The 16,658-nt window shown below is 58.0% G+C and carries 15 protein-coding genes; 11 read left to right on the top strand and 4 right to left on the bottom strand.

Annotation, left to right across the window (positions count from 1 at the left end; translation table 11 throughout):
• The first annotated feature begins 28 nt into the window (after positions 1 to 28).
• The 4 genes from ABD827_RS07880 (at position 29) to dsdA (ending at position 5,227) form a co-directional block, all read left to right on the top strand.
• Positions 29 to 310 carry an HlyU family transcriptional regulator gene (locus ABD827_RS07880; RefSeq protein ID WP_344963883.1) on the top strand — a complete coding sequence of 94 codons (282 nt, stop codon included), beginning with the start codon at positions 29 to 31 and terminating at the stop codon, positions 308 to 310.
• Positions 303 to 2,357 (top strand): tRNA(Met) cytidine acetyltransferase TmcA, encoded by a 2,055-nt coding sequence (locus tag ABD827_RS07875; RefSeq protein WP_344963881.1) that lies wholly within the window; start codon positions 303 to 305, stop codon positions 2,355 to 2,357. The genes ABD827_RS07880 and ABD827_RS07875 overlap by 8 nt, the downstream gene beginning before the upstream one ends.
• 87 nt (positions 2,358 to 2,444) lie before the next feature.
• The gene (locus tag ABD827_RS07870) at positions 2,445 to 3,776 is read left to right on the top strand and encodes an alanine/glycine:cation symporter family protein (protein WP_298723531.1); all 1,332 of its coding nucleotides are present in this window, start codon (positions 2,445 to 2,447) and stop codon (positions 3,774 to 3,776) included.
• Between the two features lie 80 nt (positions 3,777 to 3,856).
• Positions 3,857 to 5,227 (top strand): D-serine ammonia-lyase, encoded by a 1,371-nt coding sequence (gene dsdA / locus ABD827_RS07865; RefSeq protein ID WP_344963878.1) that lies wholly within the window; start codon positions 3,857 to 3,859, stop codon positions 5,225 to 5,227.
• Here the strand turns inward: dsdA and ABD827_RS07860 are convergent.
• Both ABD827_RS07860 and ABD827_RS07855 read right to left on the bottom strand, forming a co-directional pair.
• Positions 5,204 to 5,773, bottom strand: a complete 570-nt coding sequence (locus ABD827_RS07860; protein ID WP_298723536.1) for a transglycosylase SLT domain-containing protein — start codon at positions 5,771 to 5,773, stop codon at positions 5,204 to 5,206. The genes dsdA and ABD827_RS07860 overlap by 24 nt on opposite strands.
• Complete coding sequence (locus ABD827_RS07855) at positions 5,727 to 5,903, bottom strand: hypothetical protein (RefSeq protein WP_344963876.1); 177 nt, start codon at positions 5,901 to 5,903, stop codon at positions 5,727 to 5,729. The genes ABD827_RS07860 and ABD827_RS07855 overlap by 47 nt, the downstream gene beginning before the upstream one ends.
• A 111-nt stretch (positions 5,904 to 6,014) precedes the next feature.
• Between ABD827_RS07855 and ABD827_RS07850 the strand changes: the two genes are divergently transcribed.
• Positions 6,015 to 8,273: an Orn/Lys/Arg family decarboxylase gene (locus ABD827_RS07850; protein WP_344963874.1), complete on the top strand. Its 2,259-nt coding sequence runs from the start codon at positions 6,015 to 6,017 to the stop codon at positions 8,271 to 8,273.
• A gap of 59 nt (positions 8,274 to 8,332) precedes the next feature.
• Here the strand turns inward: ABD827_RS07850 and ABD827_RS07845 are convergent, their stop codons facing one another.
• Positions 8,333 to 8,635: a hypothetical protein gene (locus ABD827_RS07845; protein ID WP_204794265.1), complete on the bottom strand. Its 303-nt coding sequence runs from the start codon at positions 8,633 to 8,635 to the stop codon at positions 8,333 to 8,335.
• 382 nt (positions 8,636 to 9,017) lie between these two features.
• On the opposite strand from ABD827_RS07845, the gene ABD827_RS07840 reads away from it, so the two are divergent.
• The 5 genes from ABD827_RS07840 (at position 9,018) to oppF (ending at position 14,583) form a co-directional block, all read left to right on the top strand.
• Positions 9,018 to 10,637 carry an ABC transporter substrate-binding protein gene (locus tag ABD827_RS07840; RefSeq protein ID WP_344963870.1) on the top strand — a complete coding sequence of 540 codons (1,620 nt, stop codon included), beginning with the start codon at positions 9,018 to 9,020 and terminating at the stop codon, positions 10,635 to 10,637.
• A gap of 81 nt (positions 10,638 to 10,718) precedes the next feature.
• On the top strand, positions 10,719 to 11,639 hold the full coding sequence (oppB, locus tag ABD827_RS07835; protein ID WP_344963868.1) for an oligopeptide ABC transporter permease OppB: 921 nt from the start codon (positions 10,719 to 10,721) through the stop codon (positions 11,637 to 11,639).
• 12 nt (positions 11,640 to 11,651) lie between these two features.
• Positions 11,652 to 12,575, top strand: coding sequence for an oligopeptide ABC transporter permease OppC (oppC, locus tag ABD827_RS07830; RefSeq protein WP_344963866.1), 924 nt, complete (start codon positions 11,652 to 11,654; stop codon positions 12,573 to 12,575).
• A gap of 9 nt (positions 12,576 to 12,584) precedes the next feature.
• Entirely contained in the window at positions 12,585 to 13,577 is a 993-nt protein-coding gene (gene oppD / locus ABD827_RS07825) for an oligopeptide ABC transporter ATP-binding protein OppD (protein WP_344963864.1), read from the top strand.
• Positions 13,567 to 14,583, top strand: coding sequence for a murein tripeptide/oligopeptide ABC transporter ATP binding protein OppF (gene oppF / locus ABD827_RS07820; protein ID WP_344963861.1), 1,017 nt, complete (start codon positions 13,567 to 13,569; stop codon positions 14,581 to 14,583). Before oppD ends, oppF begins: the two co-directional genes overlap by 11 nt.
• A gap of 94 nt (positions 14,584 to 14,677) precedes the next feature.
• Here oppF and ABD827_RS07815 read toward each other — a convergent pair whose 3' ends face one another.
• Positions 14,678 to 14,989, bottom strand: a complete 312-nt coding sequence (locus ABD827_RS07815; RefSeq protein ID WP_344963859.1) for a hypothetical protein — start codon at positions 14,987 to 14,989, stop codon at positions 14,678 to 14,680.
• A gap of 1,108 nt (positions 14,990 to 16,097) precedes the next feature.
• Between ABD827_RS07815 and ABD827_RS07810 the strand changes: the two genes are divergently transcribed.
• Positions 16,098 to 16,655, top strand: coding sequence for a hypothetical protein (locus tag ABD827_RS07810; RefSeq protein ID WP_344963857.1), 558 nt, complete (start codon positions 16,098 to 16,100; stop codon positions 16,653 to 16,655).
• Positions 16,656 to 16,658: the final 3 nt, after the last annotated feature.

Raw genomic sequence — 16,658 nt, 5'->3', positions numbered from 1 at the left:
ATTCATCGTTACAGGAAAGCTCATCACCATGTTCAACTGGCTGAAAAAATGGCTCTCGCCAAACGCCCCTGCCGTCACTCCCGCTTATGAGCCCGAATCTTATCAGGGCTTCGACATTTACCCCGAGCCCATGGCCGAAGGCGGCCAGTACCGGCTGCACGGTCGCATCACCCGACTCAAGGACGGGGAGCGGCAGGAATACCGGCTGATCCGCTCGGATCTGCTGCCGTCGGCCGAGCAGGCTGCCGAACTGATGGTCGCCAAAGCCAAACGAGTGATCGACGAAAACGGTGAACGCATCTTTGACTGAATGGGCGCACTGGCGCCGGCAGTTGCGCCACAGCGGCGAACGCCGGCTGCTGGTACTGAGTGGCAGCGAGGCCTGGTGCATGAGTCAGGCCCGCATGTTGGTCAACGATGCCGACGGCAATGGCCTCTGGCTGGGCCAGGCGCCTGCAGGCCAGGCGTTCTGTGCCACCGGCAAGTTTCAGAACGCACTAGGCCGGGAATACCATCACCTGGTGTTCAACGCCTATTCCGGCCTGCATCCGGATGCCTTCGGCGCCACACTCGGGACCGTCATGGCCGGTGGCCTGGTGCTGCTGCTGTGCCCACCGCTGAATGAATGGCCGGCCTATGCGGACCCCGATCTGGTGCGCTACGTGGCCCAGCCGGAACAGGCGGCCGGGCTTCACAGCCGGTTTTTGCATCGCTTCGCCAGCCTGCTGCAACAAGACCCCTCGGTACTGCTCTGGCAGCAAGGTGGCGTCTTTCCGGCGTTGCCCGCGTTATCGCCAGTTCCCTGGCAGCGCCAGCGCGACCGCCGGGGCTGCCTGAACCCGCAGCAACGCCGGGCGCTAACGATGATGCTGCACGCGGCCCGTCGCCGCCAGCCATTGGTGCTGACCGCCGACCGGGGCCGGGGCAAGTCCAGCCTGCTCGGGCTGGCGGCCGACCGTTTGCTTGGCGCCGGTTATCGGGTGCTGCTGACCGCCCCCCATCCGGGAGCCGCCGCCCAGGCGCTGGCGCACTGTGATCGACCACTGAACTTTATTGCGCCTGACGCCCTGCTGGCACAACATCCAGACGCCGACATACTACTGATCGACGAGGCCGCCGCCATTCCGGTGCCCATGCTGCTGACGCTGGCTCGGCGCTATTGCTGTATTTTCGCCAGCACAGAGCACGGCTACGAAGGAACCGGTCTGGGCTTTCAGCTGAAGTTTCAGCCGGCTCTGACCGCACTGGCGCCAAACTGGCAGAAGGTACATCTGGATATGCCGGCGCGTTGGAGTTCGCAGGATCCGCTGGAGCCACTGATCTTCCGGCTGCTGGCGCTCGATGCGGATCCGCTCACGCCGCCTCGGGAAGGCGAATTGCATATCGCCTGGGTCAGCCGCCGGCAGTTGCTGGACGATGACCGGCTGTTGCAACAACTGTTTGGCCTGCTGACCCTGGCTCACTATCAGACCCGCCCCAGTGATTTGCGCCACCTGCTGGATGCCCCCGGGCTAAGTTTGGTGGTCGCCTTTCGCGCCACTATACCGGTTGCCGCCGCCCTGCTGATTCGGGAAGGATCGCTGCCGGCGGAACTCGAACAGGCTATCTGGCGCGGCCGGCGCCGCCCCCGCGGCCATCTGTTGCCCCAGTCGCTGGCCTTTCATGGCGGTATCAAAGAAGCCTGCCAGTTCAGCTATCAGCGGGTGATGCGCATTGTGGTGCATCCCCATTGCCAGCAGCAGGGCATTGGCTCCCGGTTGCTGCACTGGCTGCAACGGGTGCCACAGCGGGACTCTCGGCAGCAGGAGTACGACTTTCTCGGGGCCAGCTTCGGCGCCAGCACCGAGTTGCTGGACTTCTGGCAGAATAACGGCTTCGGAGCGGTGCGTATCGGCCTCGGCACCGATGGCGTGAGCGGGCTGCACGCGGCCATGATGCTGTGGCCTCGTTCTGCCAAAGCACAACAGCTGTTGCCGCTGTGGCGAGGTCAGTTCAGTGCCGATCTGATGTTTTACCGCCGGGGGCTGCTGCAGGACTTGCCCGACGACTGGTGGCAGCGCCTGAAACAACTGCCTCCGGTCTTGAGCGCCGGGCGGGATCGGGATATTGCCCATGATTTCGCCTTTCACCACCGGGATCTGTTATGCGATCAAGCGGCCCTTGCCCGTTTCATACAGGCGAACACACCGCTTGTTGCCCTGTCCCGGCGCCAGCAACAGCTGCTCCATTCGCTGCTGGCACCCGGTGCAACGCCTGCCGCGGTGGCACGGCAACAGGGGCTGGCAGGACAAAAGGCGGCGACACAGCAAGGTCGCCTGCTGCTGCGTCATTTTTTCATGGTTTCATCCGAAACATAAAATCATTATTCATTTATCGAAAACAGCGCTAGTCTAGTACGGTAACGTTCTGTTGATTCAATATTATTTACGCGAGGAGCCACGCAGATGGAACTGCTTACCGAATTACTGACATCAATCAACGGCATCGTCTGGGGTGTGCCCATGCTGGTAGGTATTCTGGGCCTCGGCCTCTACCTTCAGCTGGGGCTCGGCCTGATGCCCATTCGCAAACTGGGTACCGGCTTCAAGCTGCTGTTTTCAAAAGTGGAAGCCGGCAGCGGTGAAATCTCGCCTTTCAACGCACTGATGACGGCGCTCTCTGCCACCATCGGCACCGGTAACATCGCCGGGGTGGCCACCGCCATCTTCTTCGGCGGCCCCGGCGCCCTGTTCTGGATGTGGATGACCGCCCTGGTGGGCATGGCGACCAAGTACGCCGAGGCGGTGTGTGCGGTCAAGTATCGGGAAACCGACAAGCTCGGCAACCACGTCGGCGGCCCCATGTACTACATCAAGAATGGCCTCGGCGCCAAGTGGGCCTGGCTGGGGGTCGCCTTCGCCATTTTTGGCGGTTTTGCCGGCTTCGGCATCGGTAATACGGTGCAGGCCAATTCGGTGGCCGATGCGCTCGACTCCTCCTTCGGCATTTCGCATGTCACCACCGGTGTGGTGCTGATGGTGCTGGTAGGCGCCGTGCTGATTGGTGGTATTCGCTGGATCTCGGAAGTGGCCGGCAAGCTGGTGCCGGCAATGACCATCGCCTACTTCACCGCCGGTCTGGTGGTGCTGGCCATCAACCTTGAGGCGATTCCTGCCGCCTTCGGCCTGATCATCGAACATGCCTTCAGCCCCATCGCCGCTCAGGGTGGCTTTGCCGGCGCTGCGGTATGGATGGCCATTCGTTTTGGTGTGGCGCGCGGGGTCTTTTCCAACGAGGCCGGTCTGGGTAGTGCGCCCATCGCTCATGCCGCCGCCAAAACCGATAACCCGGTGCGCCAGGGCCTGATCGCCATGCTGGGTACCTTTATCGATACCATAGTGGTCTGCTCCATTACCGGCCTGGCCATCATCGTCACCGGCAGCTGGACCAGCGGCGAAGCCGGGGCTTCACTGACCACCCTGGCGTTCTCGACCGCCATTCCCGGTGGGGATTATATCGTTGCCATCGCGCTGGCCATTTTCGCCTTTACCACCATCCTCGGCTGGAGCTTCTATGGCGAAAAATGCGTACAGTTTCTGTTTGGCGTCAAGGCGATTGTGCCGTTCCGTATCGCCTGGGTACTGGCGCTGCCCATCGGTGCCACCCAGTCGCTGGAATTTATCTGGCTGATGGCCGATACCCTGAACGCCATGATGGCCATTCCCAACCTGATTGCGCTGGCGCTGCTGAGCCCGGTGGTGTTCCGCCTGACCAAAGAGTACTTCGCCAAACAGTGATCTTTATCACCGGGGCCGGTATTAGTCATACCGGCCCCGGCTGATATACTGGCCCGAGCCAACTTTCAGGACTCGATGCCATGCACTTACATCCCCACTACTCCAGAGAAGCCATCGCCAACCTCTGCCAGACTCATCCGCTGGTCGACTCGCTGATCGCGCTGCAACCAAGCAACTGGTTCAATCCGGAACGAAAGCCGGTCGAGCAGGCATTACCCGCCGTGGGCCTGACCAGTGGTGATGTGGCCGATGCCAGCCAGCGACTGACCCGCTTTGCCCGCTACTTCTGCGCCGCCTTTCCCGAAACCAAAACCAGCAACGGCCTGCTGGAATCACCGCTGCAGGCCATACCGGCCATGCAACAGGCGCTGGCCGCACGCTATGACCAGCCCATCGACGGCACCCTGCTGCTGAAACTGGACAGCCAGTTGCCCATTTCCGGCTCCATCAAGGCGCGAGGCGGCATTTACGAGGTGCTGCAACACGCGGAAAAACTGGCACTGAAAGCCGGCCTGCTGCATCTGGACGACGACTATGCCCGACTACACAGCGAGCAGTTTCGCGAGTTTTTCGGCCAGTACAGCGTCGCCGTCGGCTCCACCGGCAACCTGGGGCTGTCTATCGGCATCATCAGCGCCAAACTGGGCTTCAAGGCCAGCGTGCACATGTCGGCCGATGCCCGTCAGTGGAAGAAAGACATGCTACGCAGCCACGGCGTAACCGTGATGGAATACCAGAGTGACTACTCGGTGGCGGTGGCTCAGGGCCGGGCGCAGGCCGAACAGGATCCGAATTGCCACTTTGTGGACGATGAAAATTCGGTACAGCTGTTTCTGGGCTATGCCGTGGCCGGCGAGCGGCTCAAGGTGCAGCTGGAACAACAACATATCAAGGTCGATAAAGAGCATCCGCTGTTCGTCTATCTGCCCTGCGGCGTGGGCGGCGGCCCCGGCGGCGTGGCCTTTGGCCTGAAGCTGGCCTTTGGTGATGCGGTACACTGTATCTTTGCCGAGCCGACGCACTCGCCCTGTATGTTGCTGGGAGTTTATACCGGCCTGCACGATCATATTTCGGTGCAGGATCTCGGCATCGATAATATCACCGCGGCCGATGGCCTGGCGGTGGGCCGTGCCTCCGGCTTCGTCGGCCGCACCATGGCCCCCATGCTCGACGGTTTCTATACCCTGAGCGATGCAGACATGCTGGAATTGCTGGGGTTACTGAACGAGCAGGAAAATATTCGTCTGGAGCCGTCTGCCCTGGCCGGTATGGCTGGTCCTGTTCGAGTGTTGCAAGAAACCCAGGGCTATCGAAAGCGGCTGGGGCTCACCCCGGCACGACTGGCACGGGCTCATCACCTGGTGTGGGCAACCGGTGGTGGCATGGTGCCGGAGCCGGAAATGGCCCGCTACCTGGCCCAGGCCGCTTCAGCCAAACCAGCCGCTGTTTAAGCTGTCTTTGCACTGCCAGTACTGGCTCGCGTAGCGTTTGGCGCGAGCCTCGACCTTGCGCGAGGTCTTGAGCAGCCAGCCTTTGCGTTGGTGGCTACCGCGACGGTAGCCCCCCCAGCCTTCGTGATAGTTCAGGTACTGCCGATAGGCGTCCCACTTCGACACGCCGTTGATTTTACTGGTTTTGCTCATGTACCAGCCCATGAAGTCCATGGCATCGTCGAAGTCGTCCCGGCTCGACCAGCCGTTGCCGCTTTCGCGCTGATAATCGGCCCAGGTCTCGTCCTTGGCCTGGGCATAGCCGTAGGCACTGGAAGCCCGACCGTAGGGAATGAACAGAAAATAACGCATCGGTGGCCGGGCATCGTGTATGAAGCTGCTTTCCTGATACATCATCGCCATGGTGACGTGTACCGGCGCGCCCCATTTTTCCCGCGTATCGGTGGCCGCCTCGTACCAGCTGTCGTGCTGCTCGAAAATGGCGCAGATATTTTCCGGATTACGTGGTGGCGATGTCGCGCAGCCGGTCAGTAATACGGCAGCCATCAGCCAGATACTCGCTTTGCCCATGAGTGACATAAAAGTCCGTTATTATCCGCGTGGTATGGGTGTCGAATAGTGCCTGCAGTTCGGCAACATTGCCAGCCAACACGAATTTATCCCGCTCTTCAGTCATTTTTAATCATCTTATGTGCATAACCATTTTTTCACCCGACACTAAGCAGTAGAATAGCCTCCGGACGGGCTCGGCTATCGAGCATCTTTACCGGAAACTCAAGGAAACCCGATGCGCTTTTATTTCCCCATCATCATTATCGATGAAGACTTTCGCTCCGAGAACACCAGCGGCTCGGGCATTCGCGAACTGGCCGCCGCCATCGAGAAGGCCGGTATGGATGTGGTGGGTTACACCAGTTACGGTGACCTGACCTCGTTCGCCCAGCAGCAGAGCCGCGCCGCCGGCTTCGTGTTGTCCATCGATGATGAAGAACTGGCCGGCAGCCATGAAGAAGCCCACTCGGTACTGGAGCAGTTGCGCCGCTTCGTGGAGCAGATCCGCCATCGCAACCCGGATATTCCCATTTACCTGTACGGCGAGACCCGCACCGCCCGTCATATTCCCAATGCCATACTGCGTGAACTGCATGGTTTCATTCACATGCATGAAGATACCCCCGACTTCGTGGCCCGGCATATCATCCGCGAAGCCAAGGGCTATCTGGACACCCTGGCGCCGCCCTTCTTCCGCGCCCTGACCCATTATGCCCAGGACGGCTCCTATTCCTGGCACTGCCCCGGTCACTCCGGCGGCGTCGCCTTTTTGAAGTCCCCGGTCGGTCAGATGTTCCACCAGTTTTTCGGCGAAAACATGCTGCGGGCCGATGTCTGCAACTCGGTCGACGAACTGGGCCAGTTGCTCGACCATACCGGCCCGGTGGCGGCCAGTGAGCGCAATGCCGCCCGCATATTCAACGCCGATCACCTGTTTTTCGTGACCAACGGCACCTCCACCTCCAACAAGATAGTCTGGCACTCCACCGTGGCCCCCGGCGACATAGTGGTGGTCGACCGCAACTGCCACAAGTCGATACTGCACGCCATCATGATGACCGGCGCCGTGCCGGTATTCCTGATGCCGACCCGTAACCACTACGGCATTATCGGCCCCATTCCGCGCAGCGAGTTCGAGCCGGCCCGCATTCGTGAAAAGATGGAAGCCAACCCCTTCTGCCGCGAGCTGCTGGCCAGGAACCCGGATCTCAAGCCGCGGGTGCTGACCATTACCCAGTCCACCTACGACGGCATTCTCTATAACGTGGAAGAGATCAAGCACCTGCTCGACGGAGAAATAGAAACCCTGCACTTCGACGAGGCCTGGCTGCCCCACGCCGCCTTTCACGATTTCTACGGCGACTATCATGCCATCGGCGAAGGCCGGCCCCGCTGCCAGGACTCCATGGTGTTTGCCACTCAGTCGACCCACAAGATGCTGGCCGGCCTGTCGCAGGCATCACAGATCCTGATACAGGATGGCGAGGGCAATCGTCTCGACCGCGACGTGTTCAACGAAGCCTATCTGATGCATACCTCCACCAGCCCGCAGTACGCCATTATCGCCTCCTGCGACGTGGCGGCGGCCATGATGGAAGAGCCAGGTGGTACCGCTCTGGTGGAAGAGTCGCTGGCAGAAGCACTGGAATTCAGACGCGCCATGCGCAAGGTGGGCGATGAATATGGCAGCGACTGGTGGTTTGAAGTCTGGGGACCGGACGATCTGACCGATGACGGCCTGGATGATCGCGATGCCTGGATGTTGCATCCCGGCGAAGACTGGCACGGCTTTGGCGAGGTAGAGCCGGGCTTCAACCTGCTCGACCCCATCAAGGCAACCATACTGACGCCGGGTCTGAACATGCAGGGCGAATTCTCCGACAGCGGCATGCCCGCCGTGGTGGTCACCAAGTACCTGGCCGAACACGGTATCGTGATCGAGAAGACCGGTCTCTATTCGTTCTTCATCATGTTCACCATCGGCATCACCAAGGGCCGCTGGAACAGCATGGTCACCGAGCTACAGCAGTTCAAGGACGATTACGACAATAACGTGCCCTTGTGGAAAGTCTTGCCCAAGTTCATTCAGAGCCACCCCAGCTACGAGCGGGTGGGCCTGCGTGATTTGTGCGATCAGATCCATCAGATATACAAGGAAAACGACGTCGCCAGACTGACCACCGAAATGTATCTGTCGGATCTGGTTCCGGCGATGAAGCCCGCCGATGCCTTCGCCAAGATGGCGCACAAGCAAATGGAACGGGTGCCGCTGGACGAACTGGCCGGTCGTACCACTGCGGTGATGGTTGCCCCCTACCCGCCAGGTATTCCGCTGCTGATCCCCGGTGAGGTGTTCAACGAGACCATCATAAGCTATCTGAAATTTGCCCGTGAATTCAACAGCCGCTTCCCCGGCTTTGAAACCTATATTCACGGCCTGGTCGCCGAAGAAGTGCAGGGTGAAACCCGCTACTTCGTGGATTGCGTGGCCTGAAACATCAAGGCCCCTGCCAGCGCGGGGGCCTTCACGTCATCTACCGTATTCCAGCAGCGTTACAGATCCGACATCAGCTCTTCGTATTCCTTGATCACATCATCGATCACCGCATTAAGATCAAATGCGTCTCTGCGTGACAGATGCAGACAAATATCATCGATAGAGCTGCAGCCTTTTTCATTGCAGACCAACAGCACATCCTCGCCGCTGAGTTTAAAGTGAACTCGTTCCAGTTCGCTGGTGATATGCTGGTGTTTTTCCGGTATATCTATCTCTATGGTGCCGCAGGGTTGAATGATGATATTGGCATGAAGAGTATCACCGCTTTTCAGGGTGTAGCTGCGCTTTCTGGCTAACATCTCGATCCTCACTTATCCCGGTCCTGTTTCACACAAACCAAACCCCCGTCAGGAACAAACCGACGGAGGTGATGATATTTTCATCAAGCCCACTAAGGTTAGTTCAGCTTTCATCGCTTGCAAAATGCACCAAAAAAACTGGGCGACGTAGCCAGTATTACCCCTTTTCCCCTTCCGCTAATCTGAGCCCGCTTGTTGTATTTTTGTTGCAACTCGCCTATCGTCTCAGCTGTTTCAGTTCTCGAAATCTGCTTTCAATACTTTGATTATTTGAGTTTTTTACCGATTTAATCGACAAATATTCTGTTCGCCCTGTTAATCGGATTGTCCTGTTCCACCACAACGGTGGCCCTGGAACACCGTTCTTGATGGAGTAAGCGACATGACACGGAAAAAGACGACCCTGGCCATGACGATTCTGAGCGGTACGCTACTGGCCGGCCCGGGCTGGGCCGCCGAGGTACCCGCCGGCGTACAATTGGCCAAGGTGCAGCATCTGGTCAAGGGAAACGGCGCGGAGCCGGCCACCCTGGATCCGCACAAGACCGAAGGGGTACCCGAGTCCAACATTCAGCGCGATCTGTTCGAGGGGCTGGTGGTGTCCGGCCCCAGGGGCGAGACCCTGCCCGGGGTCGCCGAGCGCTGGGAAACCGACGACAACATGCGCTTCGTCTTTCATCTGCGGGCCGACGCCAGGTGGTCCAACGGCGAACCGGTTACCGCCGAGGACTTTGTGTACGGCTTTCGCCGGGCCATCGCTCCCCAAACCGCCTCGCCCTATTCCTGGTACCTGGAAATTCCCACCATCATCAATGCCTCCGCCATTCTCAAGGGTGAACAGGAAGCTTCCACCCTGGGCGTGACGGCGCTGGATGAGCGCACCCTGGAGATCAGGCTGGAACAGCCGGTCCCCTACTTTGTCACCATGCTGGCCCACACCACCACCTACCCGGTCAACCGCAAGGTGATAGAACAGCACGGCGACAACTGGACCAGGCCGGGCAATCTGGTGTCCAACGGCGCCTATACCCTGAGTGACTGGGTGGTGAACGAAAAAATAGAGTTGGTACGCAACACTCATTACTGGAACAACGAAAAAACGGTCATCGACAAGGTCAGCTATCTGCCCATCGCCTCCCAGAACGCGGCCATGAATCGTTTTCTGGCCGGTGAGCTGGATCTCACCAATGAAATGCCCATCGAACACTTCAAGCGCCTGCAAAAGGAGCACCCGCAAGAGGTCAGGGTCACCGGTTATGTGGGCACCTATTACTACCAGTTCAATACCCGAAAACCGCCCTTCGACGACGTACGGGTGCGCAAGGCGCTGTCCTATGCCATCGACCGCGACGTGATCGCCAGGCTGGTGATGGGCCAGGGTCAGAAACCCGGTTACACCATGACGCCGGAGATCGTCGACGGCTTCACCCCACCAACACTCGAGTGGGCCGGCTGGTCCCAGAAAGAGCGGGACAACCGGGCGCGTGAGCTGCTGAACGAGGCGGGTTTCAACAAGCAGAACCCGCTGAAGTTCGAGCTGCTCTACAACACCAGCGAAAACCACAAGAAGGTGGCCGTGGCCGTGGCCTCCATGTGGAAGAAACACCTGGGGGCAGAGGCCGAGCTGGTCAACCAGGAATGGAAAACCTATCTGGATACCAAGACCCAGGGCAACTTCGATGTCTCCCGTGCCGGCTGGATTGCCGACTACAATGAGGCCTCGTCCATGCTGGATCTGTTGCTGACCACCCACGGCAATAACGACGGCAAGTATTCCAACCCGGAGTTTGACGCCCTGATGAAGGCCTCCCGCGCCATCGTCGAGCCGGAGGCTCGCAATGCCAAATATACTCAGGCGGAAGAAATTCTGGCCGAAGACATGCCCATAGCGCCCATCTACCAGTATGTGACCGCACGGCTGGTGCAGCAGTATGTGGGCGGTTACCCCGACAACCCGCTGGATAACCTCTATTCAAGAGACATGTATATTCTGGCGCATTAACGGCTTATGTTGGTGATAGTCGCCACTTGATCGGCGCAATGCTGGCGGCCGGTTTGCGACCGGGGCCAGGGAGATACCAAGATGCTCAAATTTATCGTCAGGCGGGTGCTGGAAGCCATTCCCACCCTGCTGGTGTTGATCACCATCTCCTTCTTCATGATGCGCTTCGCGCCGGGCAACCCGTTCAGCTCCGAGCGCAGCCTGCCCCCCGAGGTGCTGGCCAATATCGAGGCCAAATACGGGCTGGACAAGCCGGTGCTGGAGCAGTATTTCGGCTATCTCGGCAGCCTGCTGCAGGGGAATCTGGGGCCCTCATTCAAGTACAAGGACTTCTCCGTCAACGAGCTGGTGGCCCAGGCGCTGCCGGTATCGGCGGAAATCGGCCTCTATGCCTTCTTCGGTGCCGTACTGTTCGGGGTGACTCTGGGAGTAATAGCGGCGCTCAGGCAGAATAGCTGGATTGATTATCTCACCATGTCCACCGCCATGGTCGGGGTGGTGATCCCGAGCTTCGTACTGGCTCCCATTCTGGTGCTGGTGTTCGCCATCATCCTCAAGTGGTTGCCTGCCGGCGGCTGGAACGGCGGCGCGCCCCAGTATCTTATCCTGCCGGTGGTGGCCATGATGATGCACTATATTTCGGCCATCGCCCGTATCACCCGAGGCTCCATGATAGAAACTCTGAACGCCAACTTCATCCGTACCGCCCGGGCCAAGGGACTGCCCCTGCGCCATATCATACTGCGCCATGCGTTGCGTCCGGCCATGCTGCCGGTGGTGTCCTACCTGGGGCCGGCCTTCGTGGGCATCATCACCGGCTCCGTGGTGATCGAGACCATCTTCGGTCTGCCCGGCATCGGCCAGCTATTTGTCAACGGCGCCCTGAACCGGGACTACTCCATGGTGCTGGGGCTGACCATTCTGGTCGGCGCCCTCACCATCGCCTTCAACGCCCTGGTCGATATTCTCTATGCGGTTATCGACCCGAAAATTCGTTACTGACCGGAGCAACGCATGGTAGTCAACAAAGCAAAGCGCGAGGCGCTGAAGCAGCTGTCCGCCCGGCTGGCGTCCGGCGAGCCGGAAGTGGAAGGCCGCTCCCTGTGGATGGATGCCCGCCGCCGTTTTTTTGCCAACCGCGCGGCCCTGGCCAGCCTGGTTATTTTGGGGTTGATCACCCTGCTGGTGCTGGTGGGGCCCTGGCTGTCGCCATACACCTTTGATGACACCGACTGGGGCGCCATGATGGCGGCCCCGAGCCTTGAAAACGGCCATTACTTCGGCACCGACTCCCTGGGCCGGGATCTGTTCGTGCGTACCCTGATAGGCGGACGCATCTCGTTGATGGTAGGGCTGATGGGGGCTCTGGTGGCGGTGGTGATCGGCACCCTCTACGGCGCTACCTCCGGCTTCATCGGCGGCCGCACCGACCGTGTGATGATGCGGATTCTGGAAATTCTCTATTCCTTCCCCTTCATGTTTTTCGTGATCCTGCTGGTGACCTTCTTCGGACGCAATATTCTGCTGATCTTCTTCGCCATCGGCGCGGTCAGCTGGCTCGACATGGCCCGAATCGTACGCGGTCAGACCCTGAGCCTGAAACAAAAGGAGTTTATCGAAGCGGCACAGGTGTGCGGGGTAAGCAAAGCCACCATTATCCGCCGCCATATAGTGCCCAATGTGCTCGGCATTGTGGCGGTGTACGCCACCCTGCTGGTGCCGGGCATGATACTGTTCGAGTCGTTTCTCAGCTTCCTCGGCCTGGGCGTGCAGGAGCCGATGACCAGCTGGGGCGCCCTGCTGGACGAAGGCTCCAAGTCGATGGAAATTGCCCTCTGGCAGTTGCTGTTTCCGGCCGGCTTCATGGTCACCACCCTGTTCTGCTTCAACTTTCTGGGGGACGGTCTGCGCGACGCCCTGGATCCGAAAGACCGTTAAGGAGCCGTCATGACCAGACTGTTGGAAGCCCGGAATCTGCGGGTGGAATTCACCACGCCGGACGGGGTGGTGGTGGCCGTGAACGACCTCGACTTTTCGCTGAATTCGGGCGAAACCCTCGGCATCGTCGGCGAGTCCGGCTCCGGCAAGAGCCAGACCGCCTTCGCCATCATGGGCTTGCTGGCCAGAAACGGCCACACTCAAGGGTCGATTCGGTTCGAGGGGCAGGAAATACTGACGCTGACCGAGCCGGCGCTCAACAAGATTCGCGCCAAGCAGATCGCCATGATCTTTCAGGATCCCATGACCTCGCTCAATCCTTATATGAAGGTCGGCCCCCAGCTGATGGAGGTGCTGATGCTGCACAAGGGAATAAGCAGGCAGCAGGCCTTCGAGCAGTCGGTGCAGATGCTGGATGCGGTGCAGATCCCCGAAGCCCGGCAGCGCATGGGCATGTTTCCCCACGAATTGTCCGGCGGCATGCGGCAGCGGGTGATGATCGCCATGGCGCTGTTGTGTCGACCCAAACTGCTGATCGCCGATGAGCCGACCACGGCGCTGGATGTGACGGTGCAGGCGCAAATCATGAGCCTGCTCAACGAGCTGAAGCGGGAGTTCAACACCGCCACCATACTGATCACCCACGATCTGGGAGTGGTGGCCGGCAGCTGTGATCAGGTGCTGGTGATGTATGCGGGCAGAGCCATGGAAGTCGGCGCTGTGGACGACATCTTCTACCGGCCCAGCCACCCCTATACCGAAGGACTGCTGAAAGCGATTCCCAGACTGGATACGGACGGCGAGGTGCTGCCGACCATTGCCGGCAACCCGCCCAACCTGCTGAAGATGCCGCCCGGCTGCCCCTTTCAGGAACGCTGCCACCGGGTGCACGACATTTGCCTAAGTGTATCGCCGCCGCTGATCGCCTTTGGGGAAGGTCGCCGCCGCGCTTGTCACTGGAACAGCCCTGAGCAGTATAAGGACAATAGCCATGAGCGATAAGAAACTGTTGCTGGAAGTCAACAACCTCAGGGTCCACTTCAATATCAAACCCAGACAGGCCTGGCCCTGGTCCGCCCCCGCTACCCTCAAGGCGGTGGACGGCATCAGCTTCCGGCTTTATCAGGGCGAAACCCTGGGGATAGTGGGCGAGTCCGGCTGTGGCAAATCCACCCTGGCCCGGGCCATCATAGGCCTGGTGCAGGCCAACGCCGGCGAAGTGCTCTGGCTGGGCCGTGATTTGACCAAAGTGGAGCACAAGGAACGGCGGGAAACCCGCAAAGACATCCAGATGATCTTTCAAGATCCCTTGGCCTCGCTCAATCCGCGCATGACTATCGGTGACATCATCGCCGAGCCGCTGCGCACCTTCTACCCGAAAATGCCGAAGGAAGAGATAACAGAAAAGGTCAGGGCCATGATGGCCCGAGTCGGCCTCTTGCCCAACCTGATCAACCGCTACCCCCACGAGTTCTCCGGTGGCCAGTGTCAGCGAATCGGCATCGCCCGGGCGCTGATCCTGAAACCCAGGCTGGTGATTTGCGACGAACCGGTATCGGCGCTGGACGTCTCCATTCAAGCCCAGATAGTCAACCTGCTCCAGGAGTTGCAGCAGGAAATGGGACTATCCTTGATCTTCATCGCCCACGATCTGTCGGTGGTGAAGCATATCTCCGATCGGGTACTGGTGATGTATCTGGGTAAACCCGTAGAGATGGGAGAGAGCCGGGCTTTGTTCGGCCACCCAGCCCACCCCTACACCCAGTCCCTGATGAGCGCGGTGCCGCTGCCGGATCCGAACCATGAACGCAACAGGCAGGTTCAGATCCTGCAGGGCGAACTGCCCTCGCCGATCAAGCCGCCATCCGGCTGTGTGTTTCGAACCCGATGTCCGCTGGCAGATGACAACTGCGCCCGCATCAGGCCAGTGCTGGAAGGCAAGGATCGGCATAGCGTTGCCTGTTTAAAAGTCACAATGGATACGGTTATGAGTAAATCCGGAGAGTAATGAAGGGGCCTGATGAGGTCAGGCCCTGAAGTGATTTTTTTATATGGAACAACACAACCAGACTCGCCTTGTTTTTATCACTAATGCAGTATTTTCAATAACATAGAATCGACATCAGCTCTTCATGTTCTGCATGCACTTCATCAATCATCTCACACAGCTTAAGTGCGTTACTGTGCGAAAGATCCAACTGAACATTTCTGGAATTTTCACTGCCTTTTTCATGACAGACTAACAATATCCCCTGTTCGATGAGTTCAAATTGAATAAGCTTTAACTCACTACGGATATATTCGCGTCTATCCGGTATATCAATTTCGATGGTACAGCATGGATTAATGGTTACGTTGACATAAAGAGCAGTGTCGCTTTGCAAGGGAAATCTGCACTTTCTCGCTAACATCATTGTCTCCTTTATTTTTCATTGCTACCGAGGAAAATGTCCTCAGACAACGAGCAAAACAGAACAACTTTTGTACAGCGCATTAAGGCTAGCCGAACTACCGAAGGTTGCAAATATAAGCGGATATTTCATCGCGATTACAACAATGCAGGTCATACCAAGCAGGTTAAATAACTGATCTATTTGGTTATACCAACCTGAATAAAAATATGATCTATTTGGAAACTGGACAAGAGAGGAAACAGAGTCACCTCCTACGACACGCCACTGGTAAATGACACTCACCGTTGCAGCCTACTGCGAACATTTACTGGATGTTCGGTCAGGCTGCAACCGCTCGTCACGGCGAGACAAGCTCGCCCCCTGAGGGCTCGGAAATGCCGTCCATGGCATTTCACGGTCGTGGGAGCCGATCTCTGTTGCCTCTTATCGAGCATTGAGTTGTCTGTAGACGGCGCTAACAGGCAACGCCGGTGCATCAAGGAGGACAAAGGGATCTGCTCAGCCGACCATCCGCGCCACGGATGGCGCGGCTGAGCCTCCAGGGAGGATTCACGGCGAGTCGGGGGAGCGGGCCCTTTGTTCGAATTTCATACAAAAATGGAATAAATCATTTGTTTAGTGGGATTGGTATTAGAAGGCTGAAAAGTGCAGCAGATACATTATTCAGTCGACCAATCGAGAAAACGAAAAAACCCCAGCATTTCTGCTGGGGTTTTTAAGATTAATGGCGGGGTGGCAAACGCGCCGCGTTTGAAGGTTGGAGCGGAGCGACTCCATCCAGACTGTTCACGGAGCCATAATGAAAAAAGCCCTGCTCGTGAGAGCAGGGCTTTTGAATAATGGCGGAGTGGACGGGACTCGAACCCGCGACCCCTGGCGTGACAGGCCGTGCCAGTCAGATAATCTTAATATACACCATTCTACATTAAACGTAACCCTTTGATATAAAAGGTTTGATCTTGGCCGGCCAGTTCAGAAGATTTAGCATCAATTGAGATCTATCACGTGGTCACGGTCACAGATTATGAGTTTTTTGAGGATCAGTAATTGATCTTACATAGTGCGCCGCGCACACTGACATTAGCTCATAATTACATCAGGAGTCACTATGCTGGCTGCTGTTTTCATTAATCGAAATATCCATGTTGAACTCCACCCTGCAGCACGTTCAGCGTATGAATGGTGCATGCAATACCCGCAGTGGATCAGTTGGTCTGACCTGCCTCAACCGATCATAACCGGACTGAGTAAAGAGCCCCTACGCGGCGTCATGATCAAAGAAGATGAATCAGACGAAGGCAAAAAATCGAAGCGACATTTTCAGCTTTACTCTCCTCTCTGGTCGACACAATTATGGCCATCGTCACGACCACCACACAAAACCTTGCTCGTCAGCTTAACCCCCAAAGAAATATCAGATGAAGAAGTTGAAACCGCTGCCTGGCTGTCAGTACTTAGTCCGCTTTTGTTGTCGGTAAACTCTCACCAAATTGCTGAAATCCGTGATGCTCTCGCAGCGTATATGCCAGTCAAAGTGCATCAAAAATTACTCGGGGCAAAGATGCTAAGTGACCCCATGCTGTGTCGATGGTTAGGCTGTAGTGGCACACTTAAAGTGGCCACCTGTTCAGAGGTGATATCATCACCTCATCAGATATACAGGTGACAC

Source organism: Oceanisphaera sediminis (assembly GCF_039539745.1).
Taxonomy (GTDB): Bacteria; Pseudomonadota; Gammaproteobacteria; order Enterobacterales; family Aeromonadaceae; genus Oceanimonas; species Oceanimonas sediminis.
This window is presented reverse-complemented; position numbering and strand designations above follow the sequence as displayed.